Below are 19,496 nucleotides of genomic sequence, written 5' to 3' on the forward strand. Positions count from 1 at the left end.
CCGTTAAGTACCCCTTAACGGCTTTTTTCTATGAGAATTGTTTAAGAGCTTTTTCAGCTAGCAAAGCAAAGTATTTTGCACTTATAGGGAGTGCTCGTTCATCAATTGTAAAAGAAGGATGATGCCACTCATGTGTACCGCTCGTTCCCATAAAGACGAATGAACCTGGTATTTCTTGTTGGTAAAAGGAGAAGTCTTCTCCGGCCATTGATGGGTTAGGAGAAATAATATTTAAATTCATTTTTTCGGCAACTTGAGTAGATAAGTCGGTTAGAGATGTATCGTTATGAACAGCAGGAGGACCTGAATAAAAACGGAATTCTGTTTTTACGCCTAATGCATCAGAAACTCCTTTAATAATACGTTCCATTAAAGCTGGTATCTTTTCTCGTGTTTCATTTTGGAATGTACGAACTGTTCCTTCTAATGTTGCTTTTTCAGGAATAACGTTCCACGTATTTCCTGAATGAATGTTTGTAACACTTACAACGGCATTATGTGAAGAGCTAATATTTCGACTTACAATTGTTTGTAGTGCCATAACAATTTGAGAGGATGCGACGATAGGGTCAACACCAGCATCTGGTACAGCTGCGTGCGTCCCGACACCGTGAATTTCAATTTCAAATCGATCTACTCCAGCCATTAGTGGACCATCTTTAATGCCAATTGTACCTACTGGTAAATCAGGTTTATTATGCATACCGAAAATAGCTTGTACATCATGTAAATGTCCAGCTTCAATAACTTTGCAAGCACCGTTGCTACTTTCTTCAGCTGGTTGGAATATAAAGCGAACCGTTCCATTTAGGGAAGATTCCTTTTCTTTTAATAAGAAAGCTGTACCTAAAATAGCTGCTGTATGAAAATCATGTCCGCAAGCATGCATTTTACCTTGAATTTTTGAAGTGTATGGTAAGTTTGTTTCTTCTTGAATAGGAAGGGCATCAATATCAGCACGAATTGCTATAATTGGACCATTTTGATTACCAGAAATTTCTGCGATAATTCCTGTTTCTAAATTGGAATCAATAATAGTAATATTTGCTTCTTCTAACCAAGTTTTTATCGCTTTTGTTGTTTCAAACTCTTCATATGATAGTTCTGGATACTCATGTAAATGTCGGCGAATGGAAATAAGTTTTTCTGTTAGTTGATTTGGAATAGATGCCACGTATTATGCCCTCTTTCTTAAGCGAAGTATTTACTATAAGTATACAACAATAAAAGAGAGGATTCTCAAATGAAAATCCTCTCTCGTTAATGCCCGAGTGGTGTGAGCTAATAATCAGTGGGGATGAACAAAATCCCCACTGATTAAAGTTTTACTTTATGCTGCCACTTTTTTATGTGTATGATGTTTTTGATAACATCCACGCCTTGCATATGCAATTTGCGGAATTGCAATACCGATTAAAATAAGTGATACACCTATCCACTGTGAAGATAGTACAGCTTCTTTTAAAACGGATACAGACATAATTGTTGTAACTGGTAGCTCTGCTGCACCAAGAATAGTCGCTAAGCCAGAACCGATTTTTGGAATACCAATTGTAAAGGCAATAGACGGAATAACGATACTAAATATTCCTAATCCTAAGCCGTATTTCCAAAGTCCTTGAGAAATGGCACCGTTCATAATAAATGTTGGTGGGAATACGATCATAACTAAAGTTAAAGCGCCAGCCATTAACAGGACACCACGTGGTAATGAAGGTACTTCAACAGCAACTTTTCCGCTCACAAAAATGTATGTTGCAAATGTAATAGCAGATAATAGCCCTAAAATGATTCCTGTTGTATCGAAAGTACCTGCCGATTTTTCCAGTAAACCACTTGATAAAAATGTACCTACAAGTAAGAAAATAACCGAAATAACTTTTTCCCTTGAAGGTAATGTTTTTGTTACAATAGCTTCAATAATAATACCGACCCAAACGAATTGGAACAAAAGAATAATTGCGATAGAAGCTGGTACAGTTTTTAATGAAGCATAATAAAAAATTCCAGTAAAACTTGCAGATGTTCCTGCAACGAATAAAATTAATGCTTGTTTTAATGGAACGCGGTGTCTAGAAAATAGAAGTGTAATAGCCAGCAAAATAATCCAACCGAACAAATATTGGCTGCCAATTACCTCTCCAAGTGAAAATCCTTCTGCATATGCAAGTTTAACAAAAATAGCTAAAATTCCATAACTACACGCTCCTAATAAAACTAAAAGAGAATAACGAAGCATGAAAAATTCCTCCCATCTATGTGAAGTTGTTCCGTAACGAAAATATATCTAGAGGGAAGTATACAAAATTAAAAATGTAGGGTCAAATAAAAGAAAAGTGCGACATTTTATAGAATAATAATAAAAGTATGATATTTATGCATAATCTTGAAATTGTTAATTATAAAAGTATTGTAAAATCAGCTTTGTATTGTATAAAGACAGCATTTGAAAAAATATTTTTTAAATCAATATGTATATAAACGTACGTATACGTGCTAATCATTTGAGAAACTATGTTACCTTTGTTATGTTAATAACAATTAAAGGGTTTCCTAATCCAATTGAGATTTTTCTATATAATAGAAGGAAATGAAAACGTTTTATTAGAAACTGTGAGAAAGAGTGGTTTTTCTTATTACCACGTTGTAAAAGTGAGTTCACGAATTGTTCATAGTATTTTTATGTGTTTTTGCTACAATATGTAAGGAGAGGAGTGGAATTATGCAAGATATTAGTATTTTTTTAGCGTTTGGCGCTGGGTTCTTATCATTTATTTCCCCATGTTGCTTACCGCTTTATCCGGCATTTTTATCGTACATAACAGGTATGTCGGTTTCTGAATTGAAAGAAGAAAATGCAATGCTTCGCAAAAGAAGTATGATACATACAGCGTTTTTCTTACTTGGATTTTCAATTATATTTATTGCAATTGGATTTGGTACAAGTTTTATTGGAGGAATCTTTACAGATTATAAAGATTTAATTAGACAGCTAGGTGGTATATTTATCATCGTGTTCGGTCTTATTATTGTTGGGGTATTTAAGCCGAAGTTTTTAATGCAAGATCGCAAATTTACATTTAAAAATCGTCCGAGTGGCTATTTTGGATCAGTTCTAATTGGATTGGCCTTTGCTGCAGGATGGACGCCATGTACTGGACCTATTTTAGTGTCCGTAATTGGATTAGCAGCAACAAACCCAGAATCAGCAATGATTTATATGATTGCTTACATACTTGGATTTGCTATCCCATTTTTCGTGCTTTCATTCTTTATTACGAAAATGTCTTGGATTAAAAGAAATAGTATGGCCTTTATGAAAGTCGGAGGATACATTATGATTGTCATGGGTATCTTCTTATACTTTAATTGGATGACGAAAATTATCGTATATTTCTCAAGTTTATTTGGTGGTTTTACCGGTTTTTAGTATTATTCTGTGAAAATGTTGGAAATACTAACGGAAAAGCATATAATGAAAGTATATTTTGCATATAGCCACAAAAAAGGATGAGAAAATATGAACATAGTTCTTTTATCAAGTATCGTTGCTGTTTGTATGGCTGTCGGTGCGATGTTTATTCGTTTAAAAGCAGCTAAGAAACCTGCAACATTGAAAAAAATTATACTTCCGCCATTTTTTATGAGTACGGGAGCATTGATGTATGTTTTTCCTGAATTTCGATTAACTCCAGCAGAAATGTTAGAAGCAATTGGTGTTGGTTTGATTTTCTCTATTTTTCTTATTAAAACATCTAAATTTGAAATTAGAGGACAAGAGATTTACTTGAAGCGTTCAAAAGCATTTGTTTTTATATTAATTGGATTACTTGTAGTACGGATTGTATTTAAAACATACTTAAGTCAATCTCTTGATTTAGGACAACTTAGCGGCATGTTCTTCTTACTTGCGTTTGCGATGATTGTATCATGGAGAATTGCGATGTACCGTTCCTTTACGAAATTACAGAAGGAAATGGAAAAAGAAGATGGTTTTTATAATGAAAAAGATATGAAGCTAACTTAAAACTGTATATGTATAAAATAAAAAAGACAGCGTCAAAGGCGCTGTCTTTTTTATCGAAAATAATGTGAAGTTATTTTGCGAGTAAAGACTTGTAGTTTGAATAATCAATCTCTTTTTCTTGTAGTTTTTTTACTAAAAATTTATGATCACGCTTTGGTGTGGCAATAATATATCCTTTAATAATTAAGTCTTGTGTAATTTGAGAGGCATTTTCTTGTAATGCAAGTTCTCCAATTTTACCAGCGATTTTGGATTTGGCAACGTCGCGAAATAGTTCTGGAACAGGACTTACAAGCTCTTCTAGCAATTGTTTTTGTTCGTCAGCCCATAAATGTCTCGTTTTATTTATGTAGTGTTCTTCCCAATCTAAAATGGACATACCATCTTCTTTTGGTAATCGTTTTAAAAATTTTCTGAACATAAAGTATCCACCGATAGACATAAGTCCTAATAAAATGACAGTCCATAATACAATGAACCAACTGAACCATCCTTCGAGCAAGTATATCCCCCCCTTTAAATGATTTCGATTTTCTTTTATTCATATTATAAACATTGAGATTCATAGAAAGCAAGAACGCTTGGTCATTTTGACCAAGCGTAATCATTTAAACAAAGTATAGTTGTTCAACACATAAATTATTATTATCGTCTTCAACATACTCAATAATAAGTGTGCCAACTTTACGATCTTTATCTTCAGTTGTGAAAATAGAGTAAGAAGTAAAACGTGCTGTTGATAGGCCGCTTATATGTGTAGGTAAAGAAATGTAGTCGTTATCGCGGAAGAATTCCATTAGTTCAATATCTTCAAATTCTTTTCGGTCAACTTGTTTGTTTGTATAGCGGCGTTGAAGTTGTTTTAAAGATTCATTCCAAGAAATTGCTTTTGTGTCGTATACCATTGTTCTATCTCCTTACTGTATGTAATCGTTAAGAACATACGTTCTAATTTAGTATACTCTTTTTATTAGAAAAGGGAAAGCAAAAAATAATGTAAGCTTGGATTTCCAAGCTTACATTATTTTTGCGTTCGTCATAATCTCTATCTTTTATTATAAGTTACATAAGAATAAGAAACAAGATGATATATATTTTGTTGATAGTTTTCAAAATTATGTATATTATCAATATATTATATGGAAAGGGAATGAGTGGGATGGCATATGTAATTTCACTACAAGGACCGATGGCAAGTGGGAAAACAACAGTAGCTAAAAGGCTAGAGCAACATGGGTTATCGGTTATATATGAAAATCCATATCGAATTGTAGAAAAGCGAATAGAATTAAATTTAGATATGAATTCAAAAGATGGTTTTATAACAAATCAAAAAATGTTCATTGGAGCAAAAATAAAAGAGTTTCAAAATATCCAGGAATCAACGGTGATTTTTGATCGTGGGCCAGAAGATATTGAGTTCTATACACTTTTTTATCCGAAATTAATAGGAAAAGAGTGGGATATAGAAACAGAATTGCAAGATGATTTATGTGAACTAAGAAAATGCCGTTCGGATGCAATTTTTTATTTAGACGTTTCGAAAGAGAATGTATATGATAGAAAAAATAATGATAGGGTAAGAAACCGAAGTACATTTGAAGAACAACTTAAATTAGTAGAAACTGAAAAAGAATGGTATAAACAATTTCCTGTAACTTATGTGGACACGAATGCATTATCAGTGGACGAATTAGAAGCATATTTTATACGATGGCTAAAGGAGAGAGGGCTATGAAGAAAATAGTATTATTCGTATACCCAACATTTGCGGAGTTTGAAATAACGGTAGCAACGGCATTGCTGAGAAATAAATATGAAATCATTACAGCAGGTTTAACTAAGGAATTGGTTATAAGTGAAACGGGGTTGCAAGTGCAGCCGCATATAGAATTAAGTGAAGTGCGTGTAGATGAGTATGAAGGGATACTTATTCCAGGTGGAGAAGAAGTACAGTTGAAAGATGCAAAACCTCTTTTTTCAATCATTCATCAATTTTATGAACAAGAAAAATTAGTGGCAGCAATTTGTGCTGGACCGTATGCGTTGGCAAAGGCAGGCTTATTGAAAGGGGGATCTTATACAGCGACCATAGATTATAAAAGATTCGATTGTTTTCCAGTAGAAAATTTCGTGTATAAAGAAGTTGTGCAGCACTCAAATATAATTACAGCACAAGGGCATGCATTTGTACCATTCGGAATAGCGATTGCTTCTTATTTTGGAGTAGCAGACGAACATAATACAAATTTTTATTGTGGTAAAGGCAATGTAGTGATGGAGAAACTTTTATGAGAAAACGTGTAAAAGCTAGCATTTGCTAGCTTTTTTCTTTTTTACATCGATAAATCGCTACCGTTTTCGGATCATGCCATATACCGTTATGAAGTGATAATTCATTTTCTATTTCTTTTTGTAGCCATTCCTTCATTTCGGCGTGAAGATACATATTGTCTGGTATATTCAGTGATGGGAACATGCTAGAAATATAGTTTACGATCGGAGTAGCGTGATGAAAAACGAGTGCATTATGAATAACTGTTTCTGCAACAGTTGGAAAAACAGATTGTAATATCTCCTTACCATTTTCTAAACAAAATGGAGCAACCGCTGCTGATGTTTGCGGTAAATCAAATGCGGCTAACATCTTGTTACACATTTCAACTATACGAGGTAATGAAACGTTAGAATTTGTTGTAGCTAAAAGTGTACCGCCAGGACGAATGACTTTATAAAAGTCTTGAATGGTTCTTTTTACATCTTTCACGTGGTATAACATATGTCTTGCGATTATCCAGTCATAACAATTATCTTCGAATGGAAGTTTACTAGCATCACCCTGTTTCCATTCAATTCTATTACTTTTTTTAGCGGCTTCAGAAAGCATGGCTTTCGATTGATCAAATCCGGTTAATTGGCCTTTATGACCGTTAGTTTGTAAAAGGGAAAGGAATTTTCCACTCGCGCACCCAACTTCTAATATGTTTTCTTTTCCTTGAAGTTGTAAATGTTCAAGGACGACTTCATCTAAATTCACTTGTTTCTCTTCGAAACGTTTATGCGTATGGATACGTGTTTGTAAATGGTTGCTGACGTTGTATTGGCGTTTTACATCATTCATTTTTTCGGATTCCACCTTCGTGCAAAATTGCTGAATCGCATGTGTTAATACATCTGTCTTCTTTAAGCCTTCGTAATGGAGTGCTGCTTCAAACCTTTCAAGTAAATTTTCTTCAATTCGAAAATGAATATCTTTTCGTTTCGCCACTGAAAACTCGCCTCTTTTCATCTGTTAGTGAAAATATAGCATGCCTGGAAATTTTGTGTAAATAATTTGTGTACACAAAATTAGGGGAGGTGAAAAAATGTTTGAATATGAGTTTAAACTATTGACGATTTAACCGTTTTCATTTATTCTTAAATTAAGAAATATTCAAATAATTAAAAGAAATGAGAGAGTCACATGCTTCTTCAAGGAACACATCGAATTGGTCGTATGGCCATGCTGTTGGCACTTGCGGATGAGAATGAAAGCCCTGTATTATCTATTCCAAAAGGTTGGAAATATTGTACAGGGAAAGTGGGTTCTATGAATTCGCAAAAGGTCGTAGCGGCAATGGAAACAGCGGCTAAAAGCAACCGAGTTATTGAAACGGATGTTTACAGAGAAACACATGCACTTTATCATGCAATAATGGAAGCTTTGTACGGAGTGACGAGAGGTCAAATTCAGTTAGCAGACGTTCTTCGTACAGTAGGACTTCGTTTTGCAATTGTGCGCGGTACACCATACGACGGAAAAAAAGAAGGCGAATGGGTTGCTGTTGCACTTTATGGAACGATTGGTGCACCTGTAAAAGGATCTGAGCATGAGGCGATTGGTTTAGGAATTAATCACATATGATTTGCCCATAGTCTATTAGTTAGAAGGGGGCCTTACTTTTTAGGACAGAAGTCTGTCTTAAAAAGATAAGGTCCCCTTTTGCCTTTTTAAGGAGGAAAAAAGAATGATTACGTTAACAGGACATACATTGACAGTTGAAGAAATGAAGAAGTTATTACTTGAAGGGGAAGGTGTAACAGCTTGCCCAACTAGTATGCAAAAGGTGGCGGAGTGCCGCGAAGTAGTTGAGAAAATCGTAGAAGACGGGAAAGTTGTTTACGGTATTACAACTGGATTTGGAAAGTTTAGTGATGTGTTTATTCAAAAGGAGGATGTAAAGGCACTTCAACACAATTTAATTCAGTCACATGCATGCGGGATAGGCGATCCATTCCCTGAAGAAGTATCACGCGGTATGTTAATTTTACGAGCGAACACGATGCTTAAAGGAGTATCTGGCGTTAGACCGCTTGTTGTAAATATGCTTCTTGAGTTTGTAAATCGCAAAATTCACCCAGTCGTTCCGCAACAAGGTTCACTTGGTGCGAGTGGAGACTTAGCACCTTTATCTCATCTTGCGCTCGTATTATTAGGCGAAGGTGAAGTGTTCTATAAAGGGAAAAGAGTCCATGCAATGGTTGCTCTTACAGAAGAAGGTCTTGAACCGATTGAACTTGAAGCGAAAGAAGGGCTTGCATTAATCAATGGTACACAGGCGATGACAGCGCAAGGAGTTCTTTCTTATATAGAAGCAGAAGCAACTGCATATCAAGCGGAATTAATTGCTTCGATGACAATTGAAGGATTACAAGGCATTATTGATGCATTTGATGAAAATGTTCATAAAGCACGTGGTTATAAAGAGCAAGTGGAAGTCGCGAGCAGAATTCGTGACATCCTTCAAGATAGTAAGTTAACAACAAAACAAGGAGAACTACGTGTACAGGATGCATATTCACTTCGCTGTATCCCGCAAGTACACGGTGCTTCTTGGCAAGTTTTAAATTATGTGAAAGAAAAATTAGAAATTGAAATGAATGCAGCAACAGATAATCCGCTTATCTTTGATGGCGGAGAAAAAGTAATTTCGGGTGGTAATTTCCATGGTCAACCGATTGCGTTTGCGATGGACTTCTTAAAAGTAGGAATGGCGGAACTTGCAAATATTTCAGAACGTCGTATTGAGCGTTTAGTAAATCCGCAATTAAATGATTTACCTCCATTTTTAAGTCCAGAACCAGGACTGCAGTCTGGTGCAATGATTATGCAATACGCAGCTGCGTCACTTGTTTCTGAAAATAAAACGTTAGCACATCCGGCGAGTGTTGATTCAATCCCGTCATCAGCTAACCAAGAAGATCACGTAAGTATGGGAACAATCGCTTCACGCCATGCACATCAAATTATTCAAAATGTAAGACGTGTTCTTTCAATTGAGATGATTTGTGCGATGCAAGCAGCGGAATATCGCGGAATTGAAAACATGAGTACAGTGACGAAGAGCTTCTACCATCAAGGCCGTCAGCAAGTACCTTCTATTACAAATGACCGTATATTCTCAACAGATATTGAAAATATTACGCATTGGTTAAAAACGAATGATTTGATAAAAGAAAGATTAGATGTAAACGCAGCACTATAAAATGAGAAAAGGGAGAGATTGAAATGGAAAAAGTAAAACAAACAATTCGCGCGCCAAGAGGTACGGAGTTACAAACGAAAGGGTGGGTTCAAGAAGCTGCACTTCGTATGTTAATGAACAATTTAGATCCTGAAGTTGCTGAAAAACCAGAAGAATTAGTTGTATATGGCGGAATTGGCCGTGCAGCTCGTAACTGGGAAAGCTATCAGGCAATTGTAGATTCATTAAAAACGTTAGAAAGCGATGAAACGTTACTTGTTCAATCAGGGAAACCAGTAGCAATCTTCAAATCACATGAAGATGCACCTCGCGTTCTGTTAGCGAACTCAAACTTAGTACCAAAATGGGCGAACTGGGATCACTTCCGTGAATTAGAGAAAAAAGGTCTTATGATGTACGGACAAATGACAGCGGGTAGTTGGATTTACATTGGAACTCAAGGGATTTTACAAGGAACATATGAAACGTTTGGTGAAGCGGCTCGTCAACATTTCGGTGGTTCATTAAAAGGTACATTAACACTTACTGCTGGTTTAGGTGGGATGGGTGGTGCACAGCCTCTTGCTGTAACGATGAACGGCGGTGTTGTCATTGCTATTGATGTTGATAAGCGCAGCATTGATCGTCGTATTGAAAAGAGATACTGTGATATGTATACAGAATCATTAGAAGAAGCGTTAACTGTTGCGAACGAGTATAAAGAGAAGAAAGAACCGATTTCTATTGGTTTATTAGGAAATGCGGCAGAAATTTTACCAGAACTAGTGAAGCGTAATATTACGCCAGATTTAGTTACGGATCAAACATCTGCTCATGATCCATTAAACGGTTATATTCCAGTAGGTTACACATTAGAAGAAGCAGCGAAACTTCGTGAAGAAGATCCAGAACGTTACGTACAATTATCAAAAGAAAGCATGACAAAACATGTGGAAGCAATGCTTGCGATGCAAGAAAAAGGCGCAATTACATTTGATTATGGAAATAACATTCGCCAAGTTGCTTTCGATGAAGGTTTGAAAAATGCTTTTGATTTCCCGGGATTCGTTCCAGCATTTATTCGTCCATTATTCTGTGAAGGAAAAGGACCATTCCGCTGGGTAGCACTTTCTGGTGATCCAGAAGATATTTATAAAACAGACGAAGTAATTTTACGTGAGTTCGCTGATAATGAACATTTATGTAACTGGATTCGTATGGCTCGTCAGCAAGTTGAGTTCCAAGGTCTTCCATCACGTATTTGTTGGTTAGGTTACGGTGAGCGTGCGAAGTTTGGCCGCATTATTAATGAAATGGTGGCGAATGGTGAATTATCAGCACCGATCGTTATCGGCCGTGACCATTTAGATTGCGGATCAGTAGCATCTCCAAACCGTGAAACGGAATCGATGAAAGACGGTAGTGATGCAGTAGCAGATTGGCCAATTTTAAATGCATTAATTAACAGTGTAAACGGTGCAAGCTGGGTATCTGTTCACCACGGTGGTGGCGTTGGCATGGGGTATTCACTTCACGCTGGAATGGTTATCGTTGCAGATGGAACAGAGGCGGCAGCAAAACGTATTGAGCGCGTATTAACTTCTGACCCTGGAATGGGTGTTGTTCGTCACGTAGATGCTGGATATGACTTAGCTGTTGAAACAGCGAAAGAAAAAGGCGTTAACATTCCAATGATGAAATAAGGAGGAGAAAACATGCTGGACACTTTACTAATAAATATCGGTCAATTACTAACAATGGATCAAGAAGATGGCTTGTTAAGACGGGAAGCGATGAACACGCTTCCTGTTATTGAAAACGGTGTGGTTGGAATTGAAAATGGCGTAATCACTTTCGTTGGAACAGCGGAAGAAGCAAAAGGAATACAAGCGAAAGAAGTTATTGATTGCGGCGGTAAAATGGTTTCTCCTGGTCTTGTTGACCCGCATACTCATCTTGTATTTGGTGGATCTCGTGAAAATGAAATCGCGCTAAAATTACAAGGAGTTCCGTACTTAGAAATTTTAGAACAAGGTGGAGGCATTCTTTCGACTGTAAATGCAACGAAACAAGCATCGAAAGAAGAACTTGTTCAAAAAGCGAAATTCCATTTAGACCGTATGCTATCTTTCGGTGTGACAACTGTAGAAGCGAAGAGTGGTTACGGATTAGATGATGAGACGGAATGGAAACAATTAGAGGCAACTGCACAATTACAAAAAGAGCATCCAATCGATTTAGTTTCAACATTTTTAGGTGCCCATGCAGTTCCGAAAGAGTATAAAGGAAGATCAAAAGAATTTTTACAATGGATGCTAGACCTACTGCCAGAAATGAAAGAGAAGCAATTAGCGGAATTCGTTGATATTTTCTGCGAAACAGGTGTGTTCTCTGTAGAAGAATCAAAAGAGTTTTTATTAAAAGCGAAAGAACTTGGCTTTGACGTGAAAATTCATGCAGATGAAATCGACCCTCTTGGTGGTGCGGAAGCATCAGCTGAAATTGGTGCAGCATCAGCGGACCATTTAGTTGGCGCTTCTGATAAAGGAATTGAAATGCTTGCAAACTCTAATACAGTAGCAACGCTATTACCAGGAACAACTTTCTATTTAAATAAAGAAAGCTTTGCTCGCGGTCGTAAAATGATTGATGAAGGTGTTGCAGTTGCGTTAGCTACAGACTTTAATCCAGGCAGCTGTCCAACTGAAAACATTCAGCTTATTATGAGCATCGCAATGCTCAAACTGAAAATGACACCAGAAGAAGTTTGGAACGCGGTAACAGTTAACTCTTCGTATGCTATTAATCGAGGTGATGTAGCTGGGAAAATTAGAGTTGGTCGCAAGGCAGATTTAGTTTTATGGGATGCTTACAATTTTGCTTACGTACCGTATCATTACGGCGTAAGTCATGTGAATACAGTATGGAAGAATGGTAATATCGCATATACAAGAGGTGAACAATCGTGGAGCACGGCCACTATTTAAAGAAAAATGCAAAGTTTATTGATCGTGAAGTGACGAAATGGAGTGAGATGATTAAAGATTGGGAGGAAGGCGTGGAAATATTCGGTGCTGCCTTAATTGGAGCACCCCTTTCTAAACCATCTATTAGTCATTCAGGAGCAAGTTTTGCTCCAAAAACAATTCGTGCGATGTTAGATGCATATAGCACGTATGCAATTACAGAAGAACACGATATGAAAGAAAGTGTTTTATATGATTGCGGTGATATTACGATGCATGTGACAAATATAAAAGAAAGTCATGACCGAATTGCGAAAACGGTTGGGCATCTAACGAAAGTAAATCCAAACATGATACCAATCGTTCTTGGTGGGGACCATTCGATTAGTTTTCCGAGTATAACAGGATTTGCAAATAGTAAAGGAAAGATCGGTATTATTCAATTTGATGCTCATCATGATTTGCGCAATTTAGATGATGGTGGTCCATCAAATGGTACACCGTTCCGTAGTTTACTAGAAAATGGTGTCATTACAGGAAAACAACTCGTTCAAATTGGAATTCGTAATTTTTCTAATGCACGTGCGTACCATGAATATGCAAAAGAGCACGGTGTGACAGTGTATACAATGAAAGATGTACGAGAGCGAGAAATAAAAGATATTATGACAGAAAGCATTGAAGTATTAAGAAAACAAGGTGTGACTTCTATTTACATTTCTCTTGATATGGATGTACTAGATCAAGCATTCGCGCCAGGTTGTCCAGCAATTGGCCCTGGAGGAATGGATAGCTCAACTTTACTTGATGCGATTGAATTTATTGGCAAAGAACCCCTCGTGCAAGGGATGGATATAGTAGAAATTGATCCAACTCTTGATTTCAGGGATATGACGAGCAGAGTAGCTGCGCAAGTAATTATGAGTTTTCTTTTAGCGCGAGAAACGATTCGTAAGCAAGTTAGTATATAGGTTGGAAATTAAAAATGAATCTTTAGCTATGTCTTATAAAAACACATTACTACTTATATTGTAGTAATGTGTTTTTGTATTGTAAGAGGTTTGTAAAATTAAAATGGGTGCTTATGAAAAAGTTGGAGGAATTGCGGTTTTGTAGTGTTATTTTGTGGATTAATTAAATTGTTTTGAATGAATTGACACGGGAAATAATTTTATGATAAAATAAAAATTTTGCTAAAAAAATGAATATATGTTAAGCTTGAGAAGGTTACCATATATGGAGGTGGATTATTTGTTTCAAATTGGGGATAACATTGTGTATCCAATGCAGGGAGCAGGTATAATTAAAGCCATAGAAGAGAAAGAAATCGCAGGAAAAAAACAACAATATTATGTTATAAAAATGTCGGCTAATAATATGGAAATAATGATTCCTGAAGGGAAAATATTGAATTCAAATATACGACCAGTTACGGATATCACGGCATTAATACACATAATAGATATTTTTCAGCATGGGGAATCAGATAGATTACTTACGTGGAAACAAAGGTATAAAGTGAACACTGATAAAATAAAAACGGGTAAAATGCAAGAAGGTGCTGAAGTTGTGCGTGATTTAATGCGTATACAAAAAGAAAAAGCACTTAATGCAAGCGAAAAGAAAATGTTAGATAACGCACATGAATTTTTGATTAGTGAACTTGGATTAATTGAAGGTATCACAGAAAATCAAATAAAAAGCTTTTGTTAAGGTTCATTACAAATAATGTATTGCATCCCAAAAAAGGTCTTGAATTTTTTGGGAACATAATTATAGGCAATTAATCATTTCAAAGACATTCAACTCTTTCAAACCACTTTTAAAGCATTAACCTCTTTTGTTATTACTACAATCAAATCCATTTTTATTTTAAATTTCTTTTACGAATGTTCGAAGTTTAATTCAATACTTCGATAAAATAGTTACTTGATTTTTGCAATCCTGATTCACACTGGCACGGACGAGGAGCCGTAAGGATGAAAGAGAGGTAGGGCTTTCATTGTTTTAGGTATATGAGTTATTATTTTTAGAAGAATACAGAACCATTTTCACTTCTATTGATAAGGGATTCTTTATGTTAAGGAGATAGACGAATTGATAGCCATATATGGTCAACTAAAAAGGTTTCCTACTAAGGAAACCTTTTTAATTTTATTTAGAGCATTCTATTTTTTTGATATTCGAATGTTTCATGGCAAAGTCGTATAAATTGACGCTACTATTTAAAAGTAAGTATGATGCAATTATAGTAAGAATTTTTTAGGGGGAAGAAAAATGACAAGTTCAAATAATAAAACCGCAAGTATTTATGAAGGAACGAATATAAACGCTGGTGGAACTTTTGAAAACGTTGAAGAAACGAAGTTATTTAATCCGATACAAATTGGGTCTTGGTCTCTTCGTAATCGCATAGCGATGGCACCGATGACGAGATGCTTTGCAGACAGTGAAACGGGTGTAGTTGGTGCTGACGTAGTTGAGTATTATCGCAAGCGTGCTGCTGATAGCATTGGGTTAATTATTACAGAAGGAATTGTCATTAGCCCAAGAGCAAAAGGGAACCCAGGGGTACCAGGTATGTATACACAAGCACAAATAGATTCTTGGAAACCTGTTACGGAAGCAGTACATAAAGAAGGCGGGACTATTATTGCTCAAATATGGCATGTTGGACGTATGAGCCATCACGAAATAATTGGCGGTCAATTACCACAAGCACCGTCAGCAATCGCTGCAGAGGGAAATGTTCCGCGTTTCCGTAAAACGTTTGATACACCAGAAGCAATGACAATAGAAGAAATAAAAGAGGTTATTGGTCAATACGCACAAGCAGCGAAAAATGCGATTGAAGCAGGATTCGATGGTGTAGAGATTCACGGTGCGCACGGATATTTAATAGATCAATTTACTTATGAATTTGCGAATAAGCGAACAGATAAATATGGCGGTGATTTAAAGCAAAGGTTAACATTTATGAAAGAAGTAACTGAGGCTGTAATAGAAGCAGTTGGAGCTGATAAAACACTTCTGCGCTTCTCTGCTTTCAAAGGTGATAATCCTACTTATATGTGGGGAAATCCAGAACTTGCAATTGAAACGTTTGTAAATATGTTCAAAGAAGTAGGATTAACGATGATTCACCCTTCAACGATGAATTATACGCAAGTGATTGCTGATGGCAAAAATTTTCATCAATTAGTAAGAAAATATTGGGATGGCACGATTGTTGGGGTTGGTAATTTAAATCCGAAAGAGGCTGAAGAAGCGTTGCAAGAAGGAACGATTGATGTAGCGGCATTCGGAAGACCATTGATCGCTAATCCAGATTTTGTTCATCGAATTAAACATGCTGAAAGTTTAGTTGAATATGACGCGAAAGAGCATCTTGCTACATTAGTGTGAATAAAGATAAAAGGAGAACATATAAAGTGTTCTCCTTTTATTATGGAATTTCATAGGGGGAAGCGGGATGAGTGAAACGCTACTCGTTATTATTAGTATATTGCTTTTTTTGATGTTGCTTTTAATCGTATTTTTTATTATTACATTTTTTATAAAAAAAAGAACGCATCACTCTATATTAAAACTTCATCCATACTTAGGGAGAATGCGCTATTTACTTGAAAAAATAGGGCCGGAATTTCGGCAATATTGGTTTGATCATGATACGGATGGAAAACCTTTTTCACGTTACGATTTTCAAAGTGTTATGTTTTTAGCGAAATATCGTTCTGAAATACTTGGTTTTGGATCGAAACGAGATTTTGATGCATCGGGCTATTATATTGCGAATACATTGTTTCCAATTTTAACAGATGAATTAAGTGTGAATCTTAGGCAAGAACGTGAGGGGAAAAAATATGTGATTCATAAAGAAGGGTTATTTTCAAGAAGAGAGAAATTGACAGCGGATACAACAAATCTTTGGTTATATGAAGATGACGATGCAATTATAGTCGGTGAAAATCGCAAATACCAATGGGAATTACATGGAATGTTTGGAGCATCAGCGACATCTTACGGTGCGATTGGAGAGAATTATATTTTAGCGAGCGGTTTTGGTGCGAAAATGGCAGGCGGATCGTGGATTAATACTGGAGAAGGTGGCGTAATTCCAGAACATTTACATACAGGTGCGAATATCGTTGCACAAATTGGCCCTGGATTATTTGGATACCGTGATGAGAATGGCAATTTTTCAATGGAGAAATTTATGGAGAAAGCGAAAGAAAGTAATATCAAGGCATTCGAATTAAAATTTGGGCAAGGTGCGAAAATACGTGGTGGTCATCTAGAGGGACAAAAAGTAAATGAGAAAATTGCCTCTGTTCGGAATGTACGAGAAGGAGAGACAATTAATTCGCCGAATCGATTTTCATTTTTAAATAATGCAGTGGATACACTTGCTTTTATTCAGCAGTTGCAAGAAAGTGGTGGTAAACCAGTCGGGATGAAAATTGTAATTGGTCAGCAGGAGCCTTTGGAAGATTTAATAAAAACAATGAAAGAATTAAACATTTATCCAGATTTTATTACAATAGACGGTTCAGAAGGCGGATCAGGGGCAACGTATAAATCGATGGCAGATAGTATGGGACTGCCGCTTATTCCAGCATTACTTACATTTATTGATACAGCGAATCATTATAGTGTCCGTGATAAATTCAAAGTGTTTGCTTCTGGGAAGTTAATAACACCGGATAAGGTGGCAATTGCTTTAGCAATTGGAGCGGATGCTGTAAATTCAGCCCGCGGATTTATGATGGCGAGCGGCTGTATTATGGCGCTTCAATGTAATTCCGGACAGTGTCCATCTGGGGTTGCAACGACGAATCCGCACTACCAAAAAGCGTTAGATCCGTATGAGAAGAAATGGCGAGTGATGAATTACATTATTAGTATGAGATATAGTCTGTTTTCATTAGCGGCAGCAGCGGGGGTGAAAAGCCCGCGCCATTTAACGAGGGAGCATATTATATTTAAGGATGAAAGAGGAGGAATTGTACCGCTGTCAGAATTGTTCCCTATAGTAAATAGGAGATAAAATATATGTGTTAAAAGTCATACATTTGTATGACTTTTTTATTCGATAATAAAGTTAATCAAGAGAACAATAATTTAAATAAGGAACAGATTGACAATGAAAAATAAGTAACTTATAATAAATCTTGAGTTCGAGATAAATCGTATTCTAAATAAAGACTTATTATGATTATAAATCGAACAAATATATTTTTGTGAATTATCTCGAATTCGAGATAATTCCAGTGGATCGAATGTTAATGTGTAATTTTAAAGTGTTTATCTCGGATTCGAGATAAAATTATAATAGCGGATTTTACTTTGCAGTATCGACAAAATGAATAATGAATTTGAATGTAAAACAAATTTTTATAATGAAATAAAAAAGGAGTGGCAGAAATGGAAAAGAAAACAATGGGGATTCATCATATTACAGCAATTGTAGGGCACCCACAAGAAAATGTAGACTTTTATGCTGGTGTATTAGGATTACGTTTAGTGAAACAAACAGTGAATTTTGATGATCCAGGTACATACCATCTTTATTTTGGTAATGAAGGAGGAAAACCTGGAACAATTATTACGTTTTTCCCATGGGCAGGTGCTCGCCAAGGAATTATTGGAGACGGTCAAGTAGGCATTACTTCATATGTCGTACCAAAAGGTGCAATGGAGTTTTGGGAAAGTAGACTAGAAAAGTTTGATGTTTCATATACAAAGATGACTCGATTTGGGGAGCAATATTTAGAATTTGATGATCCACATGGTTTGCATATAGAATTAGTTGAAAGAGAAGAAGGCGAATTAAATAATTGGACTTTTGGAGAAGTTACGCCAGAAGTAGCAATTAAAGGATTTGGCGGTGCTGTTCTTTTATCTGCACAACCTCAAAAAACAGCTGAATTGTTAGAACACGTTATGGGTCTTGAGAAAATTGGAGAAGAGGGTGAATTTGTCCGATTCCGTTCTTCTGCTGATATTGGAAATATTATTGATTTAAAATTATCAACAATTGGACGCGGTCAGATGGGCGTTGGTACAGTTCATCATATTGCTTGGAGAGCGAGCGACGATGCTGATCAACTAGATTGGAGAGAACATGTATCTCGCTTTGGGTACGGTGTAACTCCTGTACAAGATCGAAATTATTTTAATGCAATTTATTTTAGAGAACACGGTGAAATTTTATTTGAAATTGCAACAGATCCTCCTGGTTTTGCTCATGACGAATCGTTAGAGACGATGGGTGAGGAATTAAAGTTACCGGAGCGATATGAACCAAATAGAAAACAGATTGAACAAACACTGTTACCATTTGAAGTGAGAAATTTAGATTAAAGTGATTGAAAGGGGAAAAGGATTATGATGAAACATGTTTTTCAAAAAGGAAAAGATACTTCAAAACCAGTGTTGTTATTACTTCATGGTACGGGCGGTAATGAACTAGATTTATTACCACTTGCAGAAATAATTGATCCGGGAGCTTCGGTATTAAGTGTTCGTGGAAATGTATTAGAGAATGGGATGCCACGTTTCTTCCGTAGATTAGCAGAAGGTATTTTTGATGAAGAAGATTTAATTTTCCGTACGAAGGAGTTAAATGAATTTTTAAACGAAGCGGCAAAAACATATGAATTTGATAGAAATAACATTATAGCTATCGGTTATTCAAATGGAGCGAACATTGCAGCGAGCTTATTATTCCATTATGAAGATGCGTTAAAAGCTGCTGTTCTTCATCATCCAATGGTGCCTAGAAGAGGAATCCAATTGCCTAATTTAGCAGAAACAGCGGTATTTATCGCAGCTGGGACAAATGATCCAATTTGTGCGCCTTCTGAGTCAGAAGAATTGAAGACGTTATTAGAAAATGCAAACGCTAATGTAACAATGCATTGGGAAAATAGAGGGCATCAATTAACAATGGGTGAAGTAGAAAAAGCAAAAGAATGGTATGACAATACAGTATTATAG

General features: G+C 36.2%; 20 protein-coding genes. 15 read left to right on the forward strand and 5 right to left on the reverse strand.

Translation table 11 applies throughout. The features are described 5' to 3' along the window. Window positions 1-28: 28 nt before the first annotated feature. Both A6J74_RS26760 and A6J74_RS26765 read right to left on the reverse strand, forming a co-directional pair. A complete protein-coding gene (locus A6J74_RS26760; protein WP_000146709.1) occupies window positions 29-1,174 on the reverse strand; it encodes a M20 peptidase aminoacylase family protein in 1,146 nt (381 codons plus the stop codon). Between the two features lie 156 nt (window positions 1,175-1,330). Then, a complete protein-coding gene (locus A6J74_RS26765; RefSeq protein WP_000947024.1) occupies window positions 1,331-2,239 on the reverse strand; it encodes an EamA family transporter in 909 nt (302 codons plus the stop codon). A 317-nt stretch (window positions 2,240-2,556) separates the two neighbouring features. On the opposite strand from A6J74_RS26765, the gene A6J74_RS30755 reads away from it, so the two are divergent. The 3 genes from A6J74_RS30755 to A6J74_RS26780 all read left to right on the forward strand — a co-directional run bounded on the left by A6J74_RS30755 (window position 2,557) and on the right by A6J74_RS26780 (window position 4,027). Continuing rightward, a complete protein-coding gene (locus A6J74_RS30755; protein ID WP_073990665.1) occupies window positions 2,557-2,706 on the forward strand; it encodes a peptidase T in 150 nt (49 codons plus the stop codon). A gap of 16 nt (window positions 2,707-2,722) precedes the next feature. Further along, the gene (ccdA, locus tag A6J74_RS26775; protein WP_001152675.1) at window positions 2,723-3,430 is read left to right on the forward strand and encodes a cytochrome c-type biogenesis protein CcdA; all 708 of its coding nucleotides are present in this window, start codon (window positions 2,723-2,725) and stop codon (window positions 3,428-3,430) included. Between the two features lie 90 nt (window positions 3,431-3,520). Then, a complete protein-coding gene (locus A6J74_RS26780) occupies window positions 3,521-4,027 on the forward strand; it encodes a CcdC family protein (RefSeq protein WP_001028440.1) in 507 nt (168 codons plus the stop codon). Window positions 4,028-4,097: 70 nt separating this feature from the next. Here A6J74_RS26780 and A6J74_RS26785 read toward each other — a convergent pair whose 3' ends face one another. Together A6J74_RS26785 and A6J74_RS26790 are read right to left on the reverse strand one after the other, a co-directional pair. Beyond that, window positions 4,098-4,529 carry a DUF2621 domain-containing protein gene (locus A6J74_RS26785; RefSeq protein ID WP_000889376.1) on the reverse strand — a complete coding sequence of 144 codons (432 nt, stop codon included), beginning with the start codon at window positions 4,527-4,529 and terminating at the stop codon, window positions 4,098-4,100. A gap of 106 nt (window positions 4,530-4,635) precedes the next feature. After that, window positions 4,636-4,932, reverse strand: coding sequence for a hypothetical protein (locus A6J74_RS26790; RefSeq protein WP_000262403.1), 297 nt, complete (start codon window positions 4,930-4,932; stop codon window positions 4,636-4,638). A gap of 245 nt (window positions 4,933-5,177) precedes the next feature. Between A6J74_RS26790 and A6J74_RS26800 the strand changes: the two genes are divergently transcribed. Together A6J74_RS26800 and A6J74_RS26805 are read left to right on the forward strand one after the other, a co-directional pair. Next, complete coding sequence (locus tag A6J74_RS26800; protein ID WP_002093451.1) at window positions 5,178-5,765, forward strand: AAA family ATPase; 588 nt, start codon at window positions 5,178-5,180, stop codon at window positions 5,763-5,765. Beyond that, window positions 5,762-6,322, forward strand: a complete 561-nt coding sequence (locus A6J74_RS26805; RefSeq protein WP_000725025.1) for a DJ-1/PfpI family protein — start codon at window positions 5,762-5,764, stop codon at window positions 6,320-6,322. Before A6J74_RS26800 ends, A6J74_RS26805 begins: the two co-directional genes overlap by 4 nt. A 25-nt stretch (window positions 6,323-6,347) precedes the next feature. On the opposite strand, the gene A6J74_RS26810 is transcribed toward A6J74_RS26805, so the two are convergent. Continuing rightward, window positions 6,348-7,295 carry a class I SAM-dependent methyltransferase gene (locus tag A6J74_RS26810; RefSeq protein WP_001129127.1) on the reverse strand — a complete coding sequence of 316 codons (948 nt, stop codon included), beginning with the start codon at window positions 7,293-7,295 and terminating at the stop codon, window positions 6,348-6,350. 195 nt (window positions 7,296-7,490) lie between these two features. Between A6J74_RS26810 and hutP the strand changes: the two genes are divergently transcribed. The 10 genes from hutP to A6J74_RS26865 all read left to right on the forward strand — a co-directional run bounded on the left by hutP (window position 7,491) and on the right by A6J74_RS26865 (window position 19,496). Next, window positions 7,491-7,931, forward strand: coding sequence for a histidine utilization transcription antiterminator HutP (gene hutP, locus A6J74_RS26820; RefSeq protein ID WP_000926519.1), 441 nt, complete (start codon window positions 7,491-7,493; stop codon window positions 7,929-7,931). 103 nt (window positions 7,932-8,034) lie between these two features. Then, window positions 8,035-9,552: a histidine ammonia-lyase gene (hutH, locus tag A6J74_RS26825; RefSeq protein ID WP_000631856.1), complete on the forward strand. Its 1,518-nt coding sequence runs from the start codon at window positions 8,035-8,037 to the stop codon at window positions 9,550-9,552. Between the two features lie 23 nt (window positions 9,553-9,575). Then, window positions 9,576-11,234: a urocanate hydratase gene (hutU, locus tag A6J74_RS26830; RefSeq protein ID WP_000416716.1), complete on the forward strand. Its 1,659-nt coding sequence runs from the start codon at window positions 9,576-9,578 to the stop codon at window positions 11,232-11,234. 12 nt (window positions 11,235-11,246) lie between these two features. After that, the gene (gene hutI, locus A6J74_RS26835; RefSeq protein WP_000887554.1) at window positions 11,247-12,518 is read left to right on the forward strand and encodes an imidazolonepropionase; all 1,272 of its coding nucleotides are present in this window, start codon (window positions 11,247-11,249) and stop codon (window positions 12,516-12,518) included. Continuing rightward, window positions 12,497-13,468: a formimidoylglutamase gene (gene hutG, locus A6J74_RS26840; RefSeq protein ID WP_000399847.1), complete on the forward strand. Its 972-nt coding sequence runs from the start codon at window positions 12,497-12,499 to the stop codon at window positions 13,466-13,468. Before hutI ends, hutG begins: the two co-directional genes overlap by 22 nt. 280 nt (window positions 13,469-13,748) lie before the next feature. Continuing rightward, window positions 13,749-14,210 carry a CarD family transcriptional regulator gene (locus A6J74_RS26845; RefSeq protein WP_000486323.1) on the forward strand — a complete coding sequence of 154 codons (462 nt, stop codon included), beginning with the start codon at window positions 13,749-13,751 and terminating at the stop codon, window positions 14,208-14,210. Between the two features lie 564 nt (window positions 14,211-14,774). Next, complete coding sequence (locus A6J74_RS26850) at window positions 14,775-15,902, forward strand: alkene reductase (protein WP_000204426.1); 1,128 nt, start codon at window positions 14,775-14,777, stop codon at window positions 15,900-15,902. 67 nt (window positions 15,903-15,969) lie between these two features. Continuing rightward, window positions 15,970-17,544, forward strand: coding sequence for an FMN-binding glutamate synthase family protein (locus A6J74_RS26855; RefSeq protein ID WP_080609731.1), 1,575 nt, complete (start codon window positions 15,970-15,972; stop codon window positions 17,542-17,544). Window positions 17,545-17,921: 377 nt separating this feature from the next. Next, the gene (locus A6J74_RS26860; protein ID WP_000412734.1) at window positions 17,922-18,860 is read left to right on the forward strand and encodes a ring-cleaving dioxygenase; all 939 of its coding nucleotides are present in this window, start codon (window positions 17,922-17,924) and stop codon (window positions 18,858-18,860) included. 24 nt (window positions 18,861-18,884) lie between these two features. Continuing rightward, window positions 18,885-19,496: an alpha/beta hydrolase gene (locus A6J74_RS26865; RefSeq protein ID WP_000975464.1), complete on the forward strand. Its 612-nt coding sequence runs from the start codon at window positions 18,885-18,887 to the stop codon at window positions 19,494-19,496.

It is taken from the genome of Bacillus sp. FDAARGOS_235, from assembly GCF_002073415.2.
GTDB classification, from domain to species: Bacteria; Bacillota; Bacilli; order Bacillales; family Bacillaceae_G; genus Bacillus_A; species Bacillus_A toyonensis.

Coding starts and splice junctions, on each gene's coding strand:
- A6J74_RS26765 (WP_000947024.1), bottom strand. CDS start 2,239: ATGCTTCGTTATTCTCTTTTAGTTTTATTAGGAGCGTGTAGTTATGGA.
- ccdA (WP_001152675.1), top strand. CDS start 2,723: ATGCAAGATATTAGTATTTTTTTAGCGTTTGGCGCTGGGTTCTTATCA.
- A6J74_RS26780 (WP_001028440.1), top strand. CDS start 3,521: ATGAACATAGTTCTTTTATCAAGTATCGTTGCTGTTTGTATGGCTGTC.
- A6J74_RS26790 (WP_000262403.1), bottom strand. CDS start 4,932: ATGGTATACGACACAAAAGCAATTTCTTGGAATGAATCTTTAAAACAA.
- A6J74_RS26800 (WP_002093451.1), top strand. CDS start 5,178: ATGAGTGGGATGGCATATGTAATTTCACTACAAGGACCGATGGCAAGT.
- A6J74_RS26805 (WP_000725025.1), top strand. CDS start 5,762: ATGAAGAAAATAGTATTATTCGTATACCCAACATTTGCGGAGTTTGAA.
- hutP (WP_000926519.1), top strand. CDS start 7,491: ATGCTTCTTCAAGGAACACATCGAATTGGTCGTATGGCCATGCTGTTG.
- hutH (WP_000631856.1), top strand. CDS start 8,035: ATGATTACGTTAACAGGACATACATTGACAGTTGAAGAAATGAAGAAG.
- hutU (WP_000416716.1), top strand. CDS start 9,576: ATGGAAAAAGTAAAACAAACAATTCGCGCGCCAAGAGGTACGGAGTTA.
- hutI (WP_000887554.1), top strand. CDS start 11,247: ATGCTGGACACTTTACTAATAAATATCGGTCAATTACTAACAATGGAT.
- A6J74_RS26850 (WP_000204426.1), top strand. CDS start 14,775: ATGACAAGTTCAAATAATAAAACCGCAAGTATTTATGAAGGAACGAAT.
- A6J74_RS26855 (WP_080609731.1), top strand. CDS start 15,970: ATGAGTGAAACGCTACTCGTTATTATTAGTATATTGCTTTTTTTGATG.
- A6J74_RS26860 (WP_000412734.1), top strand. CDS start 17,922: ATGGAAAAGAAAACAATGGGGATTCATCATATTACAGCAATTGTAGGG.
- A6J74_RS26865 (WP_000975464.1), top strand. CDS start 18,885: ATGATGAAACATGTTTTTCAAAAAGGAAAAGATACTTCAAAACCAGTG.